The 14,624-nt window shown below is 55.7% G+C and carries 14 protein-coding genes; 4 read left to right on the top strand and 10 right to left on the bottom strand.

Annotated elements, in window-relative coordinates; genetic code table 11:
- The 3 genes from DSD30_RS13025 to DSD30_RS13015 all read left to right on the top strand — a co-directional run bounded on the left by DSD30_RS13025 (window position 1) and on the right by DSD30_RS13015 (window position 2,909).
- Window positions 1–1,530, top strand: coding sequence for a sugar ABC transporter ATP-binding protein (locus DSD30_RS13025; RefSeq protein ID WP_114010098.1), 1,530 nt, complete (start codon window positions 1–3; stop codon window positions 1,528–1,530).
- Between the two features lie 19 nt (window positions 1,531–1,549).
- Window positions 1,550–2,575, top strand: coding sequence for an ABC transporter permease (locus DSD30_RS13020; RefSeq protein ID WP_114010097.1), 1,026 nt, complete (start codon window positions 1,550–1,552; stop codon window positions 2,573–2,575).
- Window positions 2,576–2,714: 139 nt separating this feature from the next.
- On the top strand, window positions 2,715–2,909 hold the full coding sequence (locus tag DSD30_RS13015; protein ID WP_114010096.1) for a hypothetical protein: 195 nt from the start codon (window positions 2,715–2,717) through the stop codon (window positions 2,907–2,909).
- 253 nt (window positions 2,910–3,162) lie between these two features.
- Here DSD30_RS13015 and DSD30_RS21890 read toward each other — a convergent pair whose 3' ends face one another.
- From DSD30_RS21890 to DSD30_RS12990, 5 genes are all read right to left on the bottom strand, one after another.
- Window positions 3,163–3,420: a hypothetical protein gene (locus tag DSD30_RS21890; protein ID WP_245418463.1), complete on the bottom strand. Its 258-nt coding sequence runs from the start codon at window positions 3,418–3,420 to the stop codon at window positions 3,163–3,165.
- Window positions 3,417–3,830 carry a hypothetical protein gene (locus tag DSD30_RS13005; protein WP_114010095.1) on the bottom strand — a complete coding sequence of 138 codons (414 nt, stop codon included), beginning with the start codon at window positions 3,828–3,830 and terminating at the stop codon, window positions 3,417–3,419. The genes DSD30_RS21890 and DSD30_RS13005 overlap by 4 nt, the downstream gene beginning before the upstream one ends.
- Before the next feature lie 9 nt (window positions 3,831–3,839).
- Window positions 3,840–4,880, bottom strand: a complete 1,041-nt coding sequence (locus DSD30_RS13000; protein WP_198662949.1) for a restriction endonuclease — start codon at window positions 4,878–4,880, stop codon at window positions 3,840–3,842.
- Between the two features lie 231 nt (window positions 4,881–5,111).
- Window positions 5,112–6,098 (bottom strand): inositol 2-dehydrogenase, encoded by a 987-nt coding sequence (gene iolG / locus DSD30_RS12995; RefSeq protein WP_198662948.1) that lies wholly within the window; start codon window positions 6,096–6,098, stop codon window positions 5,112–5,114.
- 360 nt (window positions 6,099–6,458) lie between these two features.
- The gene (locus DSD30_RS12990; protein WP_114010447.1) at window positions 6,459–7,274 is read right to left on the bottom strand and encodes a TIM barrel protein; all 816 of its coding nucleotides are present in this window, start codon (window positions 7,272–7,274) and stop codon (window positions 6,459–6,461) included.
- A gap of 287 nt (window positions 7,275–7,561) precedes the next feature.
- Between DSD30_RS12990 and DSD30_RS12985 the strand changes: the two genes are divergently transcribed.
- Window positions 7,562–8,599 carry a LacI family DNA-binding transcriptional regulator gene (locus DSD30_RS12985; protein WP_114010094.1) on the top strand — a complete coding sequence of 346 codons (1,038 nt, stop codon included), beginning with the start codon at window positions 7,562–7,564 and terminating at the stop codon, window positions 8,597–8,599.
- Window positions 8,600–8,679: 80 nt separating this feature from the next.
- On the opposite strand, the gene kduD is transcribed toward DSD30_RS12985, so the two are convergent.
- The 5 genes from kduD to kduI all read right to left on the bottom strand — a co-directional run bounded on the left by kduD (window position 8,680) and on the right by kduI (window position 14,616).
- Window positions 8,680–9,438, bottom strand: a complete 759-nt coding sequence (kduD, locus tag DSD30_RS12980) for a 2-dehydro-3-deoxy-D-gluconate 5-dehydrogenase KduD (RefSeq protein WP_198662947.1) — start codon at window positions 9,436–9,438, stop codon at window positions 8,680–8,682.
- A gap of 15 nt (window positions 9,439–9,453) precedes the next feature.
- Complete coding sequence (locus tag DSD30_RS12975) at window positions 9,454–10,926, bottom strand: tagaturonate reductase (RefSeq protein WP_114010092.1); 1,473 nt, start codon at window positions 10,924–10,926, stop codon at window positions 9,454–9,456.
- 55 nt (window positions 10,927–10,981) lie between these two features.
- Window positions 10,982–12,520 (bottom strand): UxaA family hydrolase, encoded by a 1,539-nt coding sequence (locus tag DSD30_RS12970; RefSeq protein ID WP_114010091.1) that lies wholly within the window; start codon window positions 12,518–12,520, stop codon window positions 10,982–10,984.
- Window positions 12,520–13,701, bottom strand: a complete 1,182-nt coding sequence (uxuA, locus tag DSD30_RS12965) for a mannonate dehydratase (RefSeq protein ID WP_114010090.1) — start codon at window positions 13,699–13,701, stop codon at window positions 12,520–12,522. The genes DSD30_RS12970 and uxuA overlap by 1 nt, the downstream gene beginning before the upstream one ends.
- Before the next feature lie 90 nt (window positions 13,702–13,791).
- Window positions 13,792–14,616, bottom strand: a complete 825-nt coding sequence (gene kduI / locus DSD30_RS12960; RefSeq protein WP_114010446.1) for a 5-dehydro-4-deoxy-D-glucuronate isomerase — start codon at window positions 14,614–14,616, stop codon at window positions 13,792–13,794.
- Window positions 14,617–14,624: the final 8 nt, after the last annotated feature.

Genomic DNA, 14,624 nt, shown 5'->3' with positions numbered 1-14,624 from the left:
ATGCTTGATGAAAGCGCGGGTTCAGCGCGCAATACCTATACCGGCGAATACATTCTCGAAGTCGACAATGTGCGCAAGGAATTTCCAGGGGTCGTAGCCCTTGATGATGTCCAACTCAGGATCCGCCCCGGTTCCGTACACGCATTGATGGGCGAAAATGGAGCCGGTAAATCGACCCTCATGAAGATCATCGCCGGGATCTACAATCCAGACAAAGGCGAAGTCCGGTTTGCCGGCAAGCAGCTGGATATCAAGACCCCGATCGACGCCCTCAATTCCGGCATCGCAATGATTCACCAGGAACTCAACCTGATGAACACGATGACGGTGGCAGAAAATGTCTGGATCCGACGCGAACCGAAAAACGCGCTGGGCCTGATCGATCATGATCAGATGAACAAGCAGACACAGGCCCTGTTTGATGAGCTCAATCTCAATCTCGACCCGAAAGCCATGGTCGGAGACCTGACGGTCGCCCAGAAGCAGATGATCGAGATTTCCAAAGCCGTGTCCTACAAATCAGACGTTCTGATCATGGACGAGCCAACATCCGCCATCACGGAAAGCGAAGTGGAGCGCCTCTTCACGATCATTCGCGACCTGAGGGCGAAGGGGGTTGGTATCGTCTATATCACCCACAAGATGGACGAGCTGTTTGAAATTGCAGACGAGCTGACGGTCTTCCGCGACGGCCAATATGTCGGCACAGAGCCCGCCTCCAACGTCACCAAAGATGACGTCATTCGCATGATGGTTGGGCGCGAAATCACCGACATGTTCCCGAAAATCGAGTGCGAGATTGGCGACGTTGCGCTGGAAGTCAAGCACCTAAGCAACGGCCGTCACTTCAAGGATGTCAGCTTCCAGCTGCGTCGCGGCGAGATTTTGGGTGTTGCCGGGCTGGTTGGCTCGGGTCGCTCCGAGGTTGCCGAAGCGATCTTCGGGGTGAAGCCGGCCGCTTCAGGTGACATTCTGATCAATGACGAAAAGGTCACCATCACCAAGCCATCGGATGCCACGGCGCATGGTCTGGCCTTTCTGACCGAAGACCGCAAGGAAAGCGGCTGCTTTCTGATCCTTGACTGTCTGGAGAATATCCAGATGGCTCTGATCACGCAGGGCATGGTCAACAAGACCGGCTTTGTCGAGCAGGGCAAGGTCACCCAGATGGTCGAGGAATATGTCGAGAAGCTGCGGATCAAGACGCCTAGTCTGGCGGAGACCGTCGAGAATCTATCAGGCGGCAACCAGCAGAAACTGCTGATCGCCCGCTGGCTTCTGACCAATCCGAAAATCCTCATTCTCGATGAGCCGACACGCGGTATCGATGTCGGGGCGAAATCCGAAATTCACCGCCTGATCACCCAGCTTGCGGGTCAGGGGGTGGCCATCTTGATGATCTCTTCGGAACTGCCTGAAGTTCTGGGCATGTCCGACCGCATCATGGTCATGCATGAAGGCTGCGTGAGTGGCTTCCTCGATCGGTCCGAGGCCGATCAGGTGAGCGTCATGCAACTGGCAGCGAAGTAAGACCGGGAGAAAATTCACAATGTCTAACGCAGATGTCACAGCGGCAGAGGCCGCACCCAAAGGCCGCAAACTCGCTCCAGAGGTCAATATTCTTCTGGTTCTGTTCGGTATCGCCATTCTGTTCGAAGTGCTTGGCTGGATGTTTCAGGGCCAATCCTTCCTTGGCAATGTCGCGCGCCTGAAAATCATGATCCTGCAGGTGTCGGTGATCGGCATCATCTCGGTCGGCGTGACCCAGATCATCATCACCGGCGGGATTGACCTGTCGTCCGGCTCGCTGGTGGGCGCCGTGGCGATGGTGTCCATGTCCTTTGCCCAGACCGCCGATTATGGTCTGGATCGGGTTCTCTTCCCAGCTCTGGTTGACCTGCCGGTTTTGGTGCCGGTCGCAGTCGGGTTGTTTGTGGGGGCCTGTGCGGGCTTCATCAATGGCTGGCTGATTGCCTATACCAAAATCCCGCCCTTCATTGCCACGCTCGGCATGATGGTGGCAGCCCGCGGCTTTGCCAAATGGTTCACCAAAGGCGCGCCGATTTCCTTCCCGACCGACTCCTTTGCCTTCATTGGCTCGGGCATGATGCCAGTGGTGATCTTCGTGATCGTCGCCCTCATCTTCCACGTGCTGATGAAATATACCCGCTATGGCAAGTTCACCTATGCCATCGGGGCAAACGAGACCGCAGCCCGCGTCTCCGGTATCGATGTGGAGCGCCAGAAGGTCAAGATCTACATGATCGCTGGCACCCTGTCCGCTCTGGCAGCCATCGTGGTGGCCGCTCGTGGACAGACCGCCCAGCCGGGCATGGGCTTGATGTATGAGCTGGATGCCATCGCCATGGCGGTGATCGGCGGCACCTCACTGACGGGTGGTCGCGGGTCGATCATTGGCACGGCCATCGGCATGGTCATCTTCGGTGTCATCATTTCAGGCTTCACCTTCCTCCGTCTTGACGCCTATTACCAAGAAATGATGAAGGGTGTGATCATTGTCGGTGCCGTTGTCATCGATACCTACCGCCAGAAAAAGGGCAAGACTGCCAAGTAGGTCGCCCAAGTCTCCCAAGACAGACCACAACACTATCAAGGGGCTTCGGCCCCTTGTTTTTTATCCGCAACAATGTTCAGACTAACGCCAGACAAAGCCCGCGTCAGACCCGGCTGGCGTGCGATGCAAAGGAATACCCATGTTCGATTTTGACATCCCCTTCTTCCGCCCGCTCTGGGTCCGCTTGATCGTCGTCACAATCTGCATTGGCTGGGGCCTGTTCGAGCTGATGGGCAACTCCGTTGGCTTCGCCATGATCTTCCTATCCGCCGGATTTTACGCGGCCTATCGGTTGTTCGTGACATTTGACCCGGAGAAGGCTAAGGAGGAGTGAATGGGCGAAGAAAACCTCGTCACTTTGTGACGCAATAATGGGAAACTGGGAACCACGAACCACGACAGCAAACTCCGCGCCCACTTTCCTTCAACTTTTCGAGAAGCATTAGAACCGCAGACGGTCCCACGCTTCGCGAAAATCAGGTTGATCATAGTTTTTGGCCTCGAGCCAATATGCTCGGTTCCTACCGTTGTCACGCGAAGCAAGTGATTTTACTTCGTCAAGGGTTAGTATGAAGCAAACAGGGCGATCATCGTTCGCTCGTAGGGTTATGATCCACCATTTCGACCGAAGTCGGCTTAAATCTGTCCCAAGAGGAACCGCCGCACGTTTTGAAAGCGCTTTTGATTGATTGAATAGGTATTACCGCATCTTCGTTGTCAATCGGAGCTGCATATAAATCAGCGCCTCTTGCATTGCGCACTGTTGGCATCACAATCCAACCGCGCCGCGTTAGTTCCCAAGCGATATGGAACAAGCCTGCATTCCCGGTCATCTGATGCTTCATTGCAATGCTCCAAAGTCATTTGCTTTGACGGTGCGTCGCACGGCGCTAGGCAAGCAATTACCCGACTTCTCGCGAGTTGGGTCCGACCTGTGGCAAGCGAGTGCCTGTTCGTTTGTCAAAAGGTAGAACGTGGGTGACAAAGATGTGATGTTTAGCGCAACAAATAAAAACAAATCAGCATCCCCCTTTGTTGCCATCAAGACCGGCCAGCGGGTAATTTCACTCTCTCGATCAATATATTGTCGCGTTTTCACCTCAACAGACAAAGCCTTTCCATCCACAACGACCATAAGATCGTGTCCTGGCGCTCCTGCAGGACTAGCGTAGGCTGCAAAACCAAGACTGTTAAGTTTAGCTAGGGCTAGAGCTTCACCCAGTTCTCCGGCTTGTTGGTGGGCAAGTTTTTTCATCGCACGGCCCTAACCTTGCGGGAGATCGGGAACAAATATCTGTTTAAGGGGTATGATGGCTCGATACCGGGGAACTAATTTCCCATAGTGCTCGAAGATCAGTTCGACCAATTGCTCACCGTTAATCAATCTCAGTTTTGCTCTGTTTCGCTCAAGTTCAACAGCGCCCCGCGCATACGAGCCAAGATTAATAAACAGCCCATACTCACCATCGCCGAGAGTTCCAAGCAATTGATCAACATCTGGTCGAGGCGTCTGGTTGGTTGTCCTTTTACATTGCACTTTGACGATTGGGGGCTGGAATCCCAGTGGATCCATATGCGCGATGACATCGACGCCTCCATCACCGGATTTTGGCGTCACGCGGGCCGTATACCCCATACATTCCAAGAGATGGGCCACAAATTCCTCAAATTGGTGGCCAGATAGCTCGGTCATCAAACGCTTTATGACAAAATCATCTGCACTGGCTTCCGCCTGCATTGTAGCAGAAAGCGTAGCTCTATCGTCGTCTGTTATTTCGTCCTGATTTTCAGATGGAGCCTGCTTCGGTAGCAGAGACACCGGAGCGCCACCAAGAGAAGCCTTGGTCAAGAACTCTTCAGCGTGTTTTCTGACGCGAAAAACCGTGATGAATGATCCAATTTCATGCAACGCACTCTGACTAAACTCATCTCTGGGGAAATGCCCAAGCCATTCCACTTTCTGACGGGTTGGGTAATCATCCTCATTGTCTTCGATGTAAGACAATTCTCCCATGAACCGCCCAAGATTTACCATTCGATCCGTTTTGGACGGATAGATCACGATATCACCAGATTTGATTTCATGCAGGAATTTGAACATTGTGCCTGCATCGACTGGAATCGCACCAGCTTTCCGATCTGGGTAGGTTTTGGCAACAGCATCTTTAAACGCTTCACGGTTGGGAGCAATTTTCCGCAAATCGCCCATTTCCTTCCAACCGATGGCAACATAGCCTCCCTCGATTGGGCGGTCAGCAACATGAGCTCCCATGTGGATACCCCAAACCGTTAGATCGCTTGTCATTTTGCTTGGCCTTCTATTAGTTATCTTGTGGGATTAGTAGCACTCGAATAAATAAAAACCTAGGATTATATTCGACGTTTGTGAGGACGCAAACGAATGCTTTTTCTTTCAGAGTGTCGGCTTTGAACGCGTGGCGAATGACAGCTCTGCCATTCTCGCTCAATCCCCCACCCACAAAAAAGCCGGAAGCACTTGGCTCCCGGCTTTTCTGTCTCACAATTTGACGCTCAATCAGAGCTGCTTCAGTTGGCCGTCTCTCACGGAGGCGTCGGCGGCGTCGGCGAGCAACTGCGCGCGCAGGCCGTCATAGCCGAGTGGGACGGCGACATCCTTGCCTTCGCACAGATCGACGAAGCTGTTCAGTTCGTTGACGAAAGCCTGACCATAGCGTTCGAGGAAGAAGTCGAGGGCCGGGTCGACCTGATAGCCGTCGGCGTTGGCATAGGTCACGGTGGTGGCGCGGCAGTTGCCGGCGCTCAGCATGCCTTTGGAGCCATGCACTTCGATGCGCTGGTCATAGCCATAGGTGGCGCGGCGGGAGTTGGAGATCTGGCAGATTTTGCCGCTGGCGGTTTCGAGCACGGCCACGGCGGTGTCAACATCGCCGACCTTGCCAATTTCTTCATCCACCTGACAGGAACCACGGGCGAACAGGGACACAGGCTCCTCCCCCAGCAGGAAGCGGGCCATGTCGAGATCGTGGATCATCATGTCGCGGAACAGGCCGCCGGAGCGTTTGACATAGTCAATCGGCGGGGCGGACGGGTCGCGGGAGGTGATCTGAACCAGCTCGACTTCGCCGATTTCACCGGCTTCGATGCGGGCGCGAACGCTGGCAAAGTTGGGGTCGAAGCGGCGGTTGAAGCCGATCATCAGTTGCTTGCCGGTTTTTTCGACGGTGTCGAGGCAGGCGCGAATGCGGTCGGTGGAGGCGTCGACGGGCTTTTCGCAAAAGACATGCTTGCCAGCCAGCGCAGCCTGCTCCGTGAAGTCGGCATGGGTGTCGGTGGAGGAGCAAACAAAGACGGCGTCGACAGACGGGTCTGCCAGCATGGCTTCGACAGTGATAGCCGGGATGCCATAGTCTGCGGCCAATGCGTCAGCGGCGGCCGGAATGGCGTCGGCGACGCAGGCAAGTTTGGCTTTGGCAGACGCCGCGATGTTGGCTGCATGCAGTTTTCCGATGCGTCCGGCACCGATCAGTCCGATGGAGATCATGATCAATTTCCCTATCTTAACAAAATGAGGCCCCGAGGGGTGGGTTCCCTGCAATTATGGGGCAAAAGAGGTGTCATTTGCGGCTGTTGATGCAACCGGTCACGACAGATAAGCAAAGCCGACTGCCCTGGCTTAAATAAACGTGAAAAGCGGATTTCCTCCCCACTATTCCCTTAGTCTTTTCCATTTTTAGGATAGCCTATCTCGTTGGGATTTTTAATCACCAGATCACGCCGCACGGCGGCATGAGGTCAGTTTTCCTCATATTTTTGAAACCGATTGCAATTGGCCTTGCAAAATATCCCGACGGGGCCGTGATCCCCCGCCGGGATAGTGCTCCGAACTGGTTTGGGAGCAGATTTAGAGCGCTGCTTTGATATAATCCATCGACTGGTTCAGCAGCGGGGCAACATCGTCGAGCTGGTGAATTTCGGCGGCAAATGGCTCAAACGAGACCGGGCCGTCATAGCCGGTTGCGAGCAGCAGTTTCAGCTGGCCAATATTGTCGAGGCGGTCCGCTTCACCGACCAGAATGCGATGATCGTCGAGCATGTCGGCAACAGCAATGGCCGGATCTTCGACACCGGAAATGTGAATAAGGCCGGTCATATCGGCAAAGAAGCTCTGCTCACCGGCGAGGTGATGGTGAAAGGTGTCATGCACGAGGCGGAAGACGCCCTCACCTGCCACGTCACGGATGGCGGCGACGGCTTTTTCTTTCAGCCGCAGGGAGCATTGCGGGAAGCCGAGCGGCTCGACCAGACCGATGATGCCCGCCTCTTCATACATTGGCTTTAAAGCGGTCAGGGACTGGCGCAGAGTGTCGTCGAGTTCCTGTTCGCTCTTGCCATAATCATGGTCATTGACCGGGCACATGACCAGCCCTTTGGCCCCGCATTGGGCCGCATAATCGATCAATGCTTTGGCTTCAGTCGCGCGGGTATCATTCCATTCATTGAAGCGCTGCAGGGCGTTGATGGTGCAGATTTCCACGCCATTTTGGGCCGCCAAATCCTTCACTTCTGCCGGATCAAGTCCCAAAGCCATCGGGTCATTGGCGATGTCGTTGCGGATTTCGACCAGTCCCACATTCTGGGCTTTGACAAAGGCGAAAAAGTCGGCAAGTGGCATGTTGGGCGCGATCATGTGATTGATCGAAAAGCGAATGCTCATCAGGGAAGTCCTCCAATAGAAGATGTCAGAATTTGATGGAACTGCCATCAACATCTTTCCTTGTTCTGCACTCTAGTTTCGCAGATCTTCACCTGTCAACGCAGGCATCAACCCAATTTCGGAAGCAAAGAATATTCTACAACCTGTTGTTTTTAATTGTCTTTGTTTATCACCGGATGAGCCATCTTCTGCCCAATGATGCATTGCGCTAGAAACTTGATTGAATTACCATCATACTTGATATCAAATGAAGCTATTCACAAGGAAGTTCGATCAAGAAAAGAAAGAGCATGAGACGCGCAAGCAAACTGGCTCCCTCGATCGCGGATATTGCACGACAGGCGGGCGTATCGACGGCGACCGTTGATCGGGTGTTGAATGATCGTGGCGGGGTGTCTGCCGCCAAGGCGCTGCGGGTAAATGAGGCCCTGAAGGCGCTGGATGCTTCGAGAAGCGGAGATCGGGAGACAGGGCACCAGCTGACCATCGGCATGCTGATCGATTCTGGTTCATCCTTCACCGGCACACTGAAGGCTCTGGCGCATCAGAGCAATCAGACGGACAAAAGCATCTGCTTCCAACTTCACTCCACTCTGACCAACCAGTTCGATGCCGGGGCCTTTTCCGACAAGGTGCTGGATTGGGGTGAGGCGCTGGATGGCATTATCATTGTCAGCCGGGAGCATCCGGCGATCTCCCGCGCCATTGAGGCCCTTGCCGAGCAAGGCAAAGGCGTGGTTTGCCTGACGACCGATCAGCAGAATACTCGCCGCATCAGCTATGCGGGCATGGATCAGGTGGCGTCGGGCCTGTGTGCCGCCCATCTGATCGGTCGCTATGGCAGGCAGCCTCAGGGCGACGTTCTGATGCTGGTCAGCGCACCCTATCGCTGTCAGGAAGAGCGAGAGCTGGGATTTCGCCGTCTGTTGCGCAGTGCCTATCCGGACCTGTCAGTGGTCGAGCTTTTGAATGCGACGGACAATTCCGAAAGCTCCTATCATCTGTTGCGAGAGGCTTTGAGACGGGATGATCCGCCAATCGCTGTCTATAATATGGCGGGCGGCAATGCAGGCATTGCCCGCGCCTTGCACGAAGCGGGCTTGCGCGAGGAGGTGTTGTTTGTCGGCCATGAGTTGAATGACACATCGCGCCAACTGCTCGAAAGCAACGCGATGGATTTTGTCATCACCCATAATCTGGAGGCCGAGCTGCTGCGTGCAAAGTGTCGCTTGAAGACACATCATGCGCATGAAGAGGCTCAGACACCAGACAGGACACCCAGCCACCAACTGCTCAAGCCCGTCATCAAGTGCAAGTTCAACATTTGACCTTGCCGGATCATTGCAGAGAAAACAGCCATCTTTTCAGGGGCAGTCAATGGCCGTTTCCCCTTATCAAACAATGGGGATTAGCGTGCCAACCAGCCGCCATCCACCGCGATGGTGTAGCCATTGATATAGCTGGACGCATCGGAGCTTAGAAAGACAACTGGGCCTTCAAGATCACTCGGCAAGCCCCAGCGACCTGCGGGGATGCGACCAAGGATTTCCGCGTTGCGCGCTTCGTCTGCCCGCAAGGCCGCAGTGTTGTTGGTCGCCATATAGCCCGGTGCGATGGCATTGACATTGATGCCATGCTTTGCCCATTCGTTGGCCAACAGACGGGTGACGCCCATAACGGCGCTTTTGGATGCGGTGTATGAAGGCACCCGGATTCCGCCCTGGAAAGACAGCATGGAGGCAATGTTGACGATTTTGCCACCTTCATTCTGCGCAACAAATTGCTTTGCGACAGCCTGACTGAGGAAGAAGACCGACTTGATGTTGATGTTCATCACATCATCCCAGTCTGCCTCGGAGAAATTGATCGCATCCTCACGGCGAATGATCCCGGCATTGTTGACCAGAATGTCGATACGACCATATTCCGACACCGTCTTCTCAACGATGGATGGAATGTCATCCGTCTTCATCAGGTTGGCGCGGATATCAAGGAACTTGCGCCCCAAGCCCTCGATCATGTCCTTTGTTTCAGATGGTTCAACGATGTTCACTCCGGCAATGTCACAGCCGGCTTTTGCCAGACCAACGGCCATGCCTTGGCCAAGACCCGTGTCACAACCAGTTACAATGGCAATTTTACCGGATAGATCCATAAAGTTCTGCATGCATTTGGCTCCTGTTTAGGCGGAAGGGTTGGAGGTCGACCAAGCGTCCAGACGGTCGAGCGTAAAGGGATGATTGGTCAAGAAGGCATGGGCCTCGGTGACCATGGCGACGAGATCGTCGGATGCGAGGCTTTCGCCCCAGAAGCTTTCCTCTGTCAGATAAGCGCGGATCATCGCCTTGCGACCATCCTGTTCGCCAATTTGCTTGAAGACATCAAAGTGATCGATGACCTCTAGATCATCGCGTGGTGGCAGGGTTTCGCTGCCAGCAAAGTCGCCCTGATAGAAAACCAGCCACGCGGCGAGCGACAGGCTCATCAGGCGTGATGGCGCGCCTGTCGCCTGCCAGCAGGCCTTAAAGCGGGGCAGATTGCGGGTATGGAATTTGGCAATGCCATTGAGCGAAATATCGTGCCAGCGATGCAGGATGAAGGGATTTTCAAAGCGCCGCAAAACTTCGGCGCTAAAGGCTTCCAGTTCTTCGCGCGGCAGCGAGAGATAGGGCAGGATTTCCCGCTCCAACATAGCGCGCAAAAAGGCCTTGGCCGGGGCACTTTGCATGGTTTCACGCACGGCGAGGCTGTTGCCAAGCAACGCGAGCGGACACAGGCCGGTATGAGCCCCGTTGAGGATCGCCACCTTGCGCTCTTTATAGCCATCGGCATTGGGCACAATGATGGTGCCTTCGTCGGCTTCTGCTATCGGGATTTTGAGGTCCGGCTGGCCTTCGCGCTGTTCGATGACGAGAAAATGGAATAATTCCGCCGTCACCAACAGTGGATCATGATAACCGAGGCTTTGTTCGATTTCGTTGATTTCATCGCGGGGGAAGCCCGGCACGATGCGGTCGACCAACGTGTTGTAAAAGGCGTTGGCATTATGGACCCAGTCGATAAAATCCGCCCCAAGCTGCCATTGATCGGCATAGGCCAGCACGCAGCGTTTCAATTCATCGGCATTGTGGTCGATCAACTCGCATGGCAGAAACTGAAAGCCCGGCGCTTCGCTGCCGCCTAGGCTCTCGAAGCGTTCCATTAGCAGGCGCGTCACCTTGGCCGGAAAGGTCGCTGGCGGTGCATCGTCGCGCTGGCAATCGGGGCTGTAGGTGATGCCTGCTTCGGTGGTGTTGGAAATGACCACAGAGATATCAGGATTGTGGGCCAAGGCCAGCACGTCGTTCCAGTCGGCGACCGCTGACATTTCGCGCCGAACTGCGGCAATGGCGCGACTTTCGCTGACCGCTTTGCCATCGCTTCCGACCCCGCGAGACAGAACCGTATAGACTCCATCGCTGTCATTGAGGCTGTGTGGGATGCCGCCATCGATGGGGCGCACCACAACAATGCCAAAGTCGCTGCCCGTGGCTTCGTTCATCCGGTCAATTTTCCAGTCCATGAAGGCACGCAGAAAGTTGCCTTCGCCAAACTGGATCACCCGTTCGCTCGGGCGGGGTCTGCCTTCTAGCTGGCTTTGATTGATGCGTTGCATGGCATTGGGCCTCTTACAGTTCGTTCAGAAGTTGGGTCGAGAGAGAGGGGGCGGATCACATCACCGCGCCGACCTGCCAAGGGATGAATTCATGGTCCCCCAGCCCCAGCAATTCGGATTTGGTTGGCTCGCCCGAGGCCACCGCGAGGATCAGATCGAGGATCTCCGCACCCTTGGCGTCGAGCGAGATGCCCGCGCTTAGGATGTCACCGCAATTGATGTCCATATCGTCGGGCATGGCTTCGAACAGACGGTCATTGGTGGCGACTTTGATGGTTGGCGCCGGTTTGGAGCCAAAGGCCGAGCCACGCCCGGTGGTGAAGACCACCATATGGGCCCCGCCCGCAATCTGGCCTGTGGCGCAGACCGGGTCATAGCCGGGCGTGTCCATATAGACAAAGCCCGGTTCGGTGACCTGCTCGCCATAATCATAGACCGCAGTCAGGGGTGTTGAGCCGGACTTGGCAGTTGCACCAAGGGATTTTTCCAAAATAGTGGTCAGGCCACCGGCCTTGTTACCGGGGCTTGGATTGTTGTCTAGGCTGCCATTGTTGATCTCGACATAATGCTCCCACCATTTGATCTGGGCGATCAGCTTGTCGGCCACTTCTTGGCTGGCGGCCCGGCGCAGCAACAGCTGTTCAGCGCCGTAAATCTCCGGCGTCTCGGACAGAATGGCCGTCGCCCCAAGACCGGCCAGCAGATCGGCGGTCTTGCCCAGAGCCGGATTGGCGGTGATGCCGGAAAAGCCATCTGAGCCGCCGCATTGCAAAGCGATTTTGAGGGCCGAAGCCGGGCATGGTTCGCGCCGTGCCTTGTTCACCTCGGGCAGCAGGTCCAGCACCTTGGCCTTGATGGCCTCGATGGTCTTGCGGGTGCCGCCGACTTCCTGAATGGCCAGACTGTGAAAATGATCAAGATTGGTCTTCTGTCCTTCGGCCTGAAAGATCTCTTTCATCCGGGCGACCTGCATCATTTCGCAGCCCAAGCCGACAAAAATGGTCGCGCCGACATTGGGATGGGTGGCATAGCCCCAGAGCACGCGCTCGAGGAGGCCAAAGTCTCGCATGCCGCTCATTCCGCAGCCGGTACTGTGGGTCAGGCCCACCACCCCATCGACATGGGCATATTGCTCCAAAATACCCGACGCATTGAGTTCAGCGGCGGCCTGACGGATGACGGTGGCTGAGCAATTGACCGTGGCGCAAAGGGCAATGAAGTTGCGTGTCCCCACCTGCCCGTTGCGGCGCTTGTAACCCATAAAACTGCGCGGGCTGACTTTGGGGACTGCCGCCCGCGCAGTATCCAGATCGCACCCGATCTGGTAAGATTGGTCATGGTCGGAAAAGGCGCAATTGTGCGAATGGACATGGGCACCGGGGGTGATGTCTTCAGTTGCCACGCCGATTTTCTCGCCAAATTTCAAGATCGCGTCCCCTGACTTATGAGCCACGCGGGCGATCTTGTGACCGGGCATGATATTGACGGCCAATGGCGCGCCGAGCTGCAACGGATCGTCACCCGCACGCGCCCCGCTTGGCAGGATGGCGATGGTGTCAGACGGATTGAGGATGATCGGGGTTGCTTTGGTCATCAGTTGGTCCTGCTGAAATGGATGCCAGCCATCAGTCCGCGCAGTTCTGCCAGACCGCGCAGGCGACCCACCAGCGGATAACCGGGATGGGTCTGCTTTGCAGCATCATCGAGCAATTCATGGCCATGGTCAGGGCGGAACACGATGTCGGCATCAGCACGCCCCTCAGCCTGTCGCCGCTCCTGCTCGGCCAACAGCACGGTCACGAGCGCGGCCATATTGGTGTCGCCTTCCAGATGGGCGGCTTCTTCAAAAGACCCGTCGGCAAATTTGCGGACATTGCGCAAATGGACGAAATGGATCTTGTCGGCAAAAGCTTTGGCGATGGCTGGCACATCATTGTCCGGATGGGCACCAAGCGAGCCAGAGCACAGCGTCAGACCATTGGCCGGGCTGTCATGGGCCGCGAGCACCCATTCGATGTCGGCTGCGGTCGAAACAATCCGCGGCAGGCCCAAAATATCGCGCGGCGGATCATCGGGATGGACCGCAAAGGACAAGCCCAACTCTTCTGCTGCCGGGATGACTTCATCCAAAAACCGCTTGTAATTGGTCCGCAGATCGTCTCGAGAAATGCCATCATAGAGCGCCAGTCCAGCACGCAAGCCTTCAATGTCATAGCGATCATAGGCGCCGGGCAAACCGGCCATGACCGACTGCATCAGCTCTTCCCTGTCGGCTTCACTGGCGGCTTGGAACCAGACCTTGGCTTTGTCCTGCGCCTCTTGGCAATAGTCAGCTTCAGCACCTTCGCGCTTTAACATGTGAATTTCGAGAGCAGCCATCTTCTCGGCGGAGAAGCGCAGGCAAGAGCCTCCACGGGCCACGGGGGCTTTAAGGTCGGTGCGGGTCCAGTCGAGCAACGGCATGAAATTGTAGCAAATGACCTTGACGCCTTCGGCTGCCAGATTGGCCATAGACTGGCGATAGTTGGCAAAAAGCGTGGTCAGATCACCCTCACCACGTTTGATCCGCTCATGGATTGGCAGGCTTTCAACCACCGGCCAGTTGAAGCCAGCCTGTTCTATGGTGCTGCGAATTTCAGCGATCCGCGCCTGTGGCCATACCTCGCCATAGGGCACCTCATGCAGGGCAGTGATGATTTCCCGCGCCCCGGTTTGGGCAATCTCAGGCAGAGAAATACGATCATAGGGTCCGTACCAGCGCCAGCCTTCTAACATGATGGTCCTCCCGATTGGCTTCATCTCTTGGGGTTGTTAAAGCCGCAGGCCAAAGGCGCAGTGCGCCTCCGGCCCCTTTAGCCTGACGCTTTAGCGCAGGTCTTCCATGGCAATGAAATCCATGTCTGTATAGTCGACATTGTCGCCAGCCATCGCCCAAATGAAGGTGTAGCTGCCGGTGCCCGCGCCGCAATGGATCGACCATGGCGGGGAGAAGATGGCTTCTTCATTCTTCACCACAAGGTGGCGGGTCTGGTCTGGCTCGCCCATGAAATGGAAGACACGGGTCTTCTCGTCCATGTCGAAATAGCAATAGGCTTCCATGCGGCGATCGTGCCGATGGGCTGGCATGGTGTTCCAGACCGAGCCACCGTGGAATTTGGTGTAGCCCAGAACCAACTGACAGCTTTCCATAACGGTTGGATGGACAAACTGGTAAATGGTGCGCTCGTTCGCAGTCTCTGCGGCACCCATATTGACGCTTGCAGCTTCTTCGAGCTTGATCAGGCGCGCCGGGAAGACCTTATGCGCTGGTGCGGAGGCAATGTAAAAGCGGCCCATGCCGGAGAATGTGATTGCGCCGAGGCCTTTGGAGAGATAGAGCACATCGCCGTGATCCATAGCATATGTTTCGCCGCCGCAAGCCACGCTGCCCGCATCCCCGATATTGACCACAGCCATTTCGCGGCGATCAAGGACCGACTTGGTGCCACATTCCTTGACTTCATCAAGCAGCAGATCGCCGCCATTGGGCACGGCCGCGCCGACAAGCATCCGGTCATAGTGCGTATAAGTCAGGCGGATCTCGCCTTCCTTGAACATGCCTTCGGCCAGGAAACGATCTCTGAGCTTCTCGGTGTCATAAGCCTTGGCGGCTTCTGGGTCCACTGCGTGGACGGTTCTTACAGTCAGCATCATATGCT

It is taken from the genome of Cohaesibacter intestini (genome assembly GCF_003324485.1).
Classification (GTDB): Bacteria; Pseudomonadota; Alphaproteobacteria; order Rhizobiales; family Cohaesibacteraceae; genus Cohaesibacter; species Cohaesibacter intestini.
Note: the sequence above shows the minus strand (reverse complement) of the source record. Positions and strands in the feature narration are given on the sequence as shown.

Bases quoted from the DNA above. Each gene is read 5' to 3' on its own strand.
- kduI (WP_114010446.1), bottom strand. From the start codon at position 14,616: ATGCTGACTGTAAGAACCGTCCACGCAGTGGACCCAGAAGCCGCCAAG.
- DSD30_RS12970 (WP_114010091.1), bottom strand. From the start codon at position 12,520: ATGACCAAAGCAACCCCGATCATCCTCAATCCGTCTGACACCATCGCC.
- DSD30_RS13015 (WP_114010096.1), top strand. From the start codon at position 2,715: ATGTTCGATTTTGACATCCCCTTCTTCCGCCCGCTCTGGGTCCGCTTG.
- DSD30_RS13000 (WP_198662949.1), bottom strand. From the start codon at position 4,880: ATGACAAGCGATCTAACGGTTTGGGGTATCCACATGGGAGCTCATGTT.
- iolG (WP_198662948.1), bottom strand. From the start codon at position 6,098: ATGATCTCCATCGGACTGATCGGTGCCGGACGCATCGGAAAACTGCAT.
- DSD30_RS12975 (WP_114010092.1), bottom strand. From the start codon at position 10,926: ATGCAACGCATCAATCAAAGCCAGCTAGAAGGCAGACCCCGCCCGAGC.
- uxuA (WP_114010090.1), bottom strand. From the start codon at position 13,701: ATGTTAGAAGGCTGGCGCTGGTACGGACCCTATGATCGTATTTCTCTG.
- DSD30_RS13005 (WP_114010095.1), bottom strand. From the start codon at position 3,830: ATGAAAAAACTTGCCCACCAACAAGCCGGAGAACTGGGTGAAGCTCTA.
- DSD30_RS13020 (WP_114010097.1), top strand. From the start codon at position 1,550: ATGTCTAACGCAGATGTCACAGCGGCAGAGGCCGCACCCAAAGGCCGC.
- DSD30_RS13025 (WP_114010098.1), top strand. From the start codon at position 1: ATGCTTGATGAAAGCGCGGGTTCAGCGCGCAATACCTATACCGGCGAA.
- kduD (WP_198662947.1), bottom strand. From the start codon at position 9,438: ATGCAGAACTTTATGGATCTATCCGGTAAAATTGCCATTGTAACTGGT.
- DSD30_RS21890 (WP_245418463.1), bottom strand. From the start codon at position 3,420: ATGAAGCATCAGATGACCGGGAATGCAGGCTTGTTCCATATCGCTTGG.
- DSD30_RS12985 (WP_114010094.1), top strand. From the start codon at position 7,562: ATGAGACGCGCAAGCAAACTGGCTCCCTCGATCGCGGATATTGCACGA.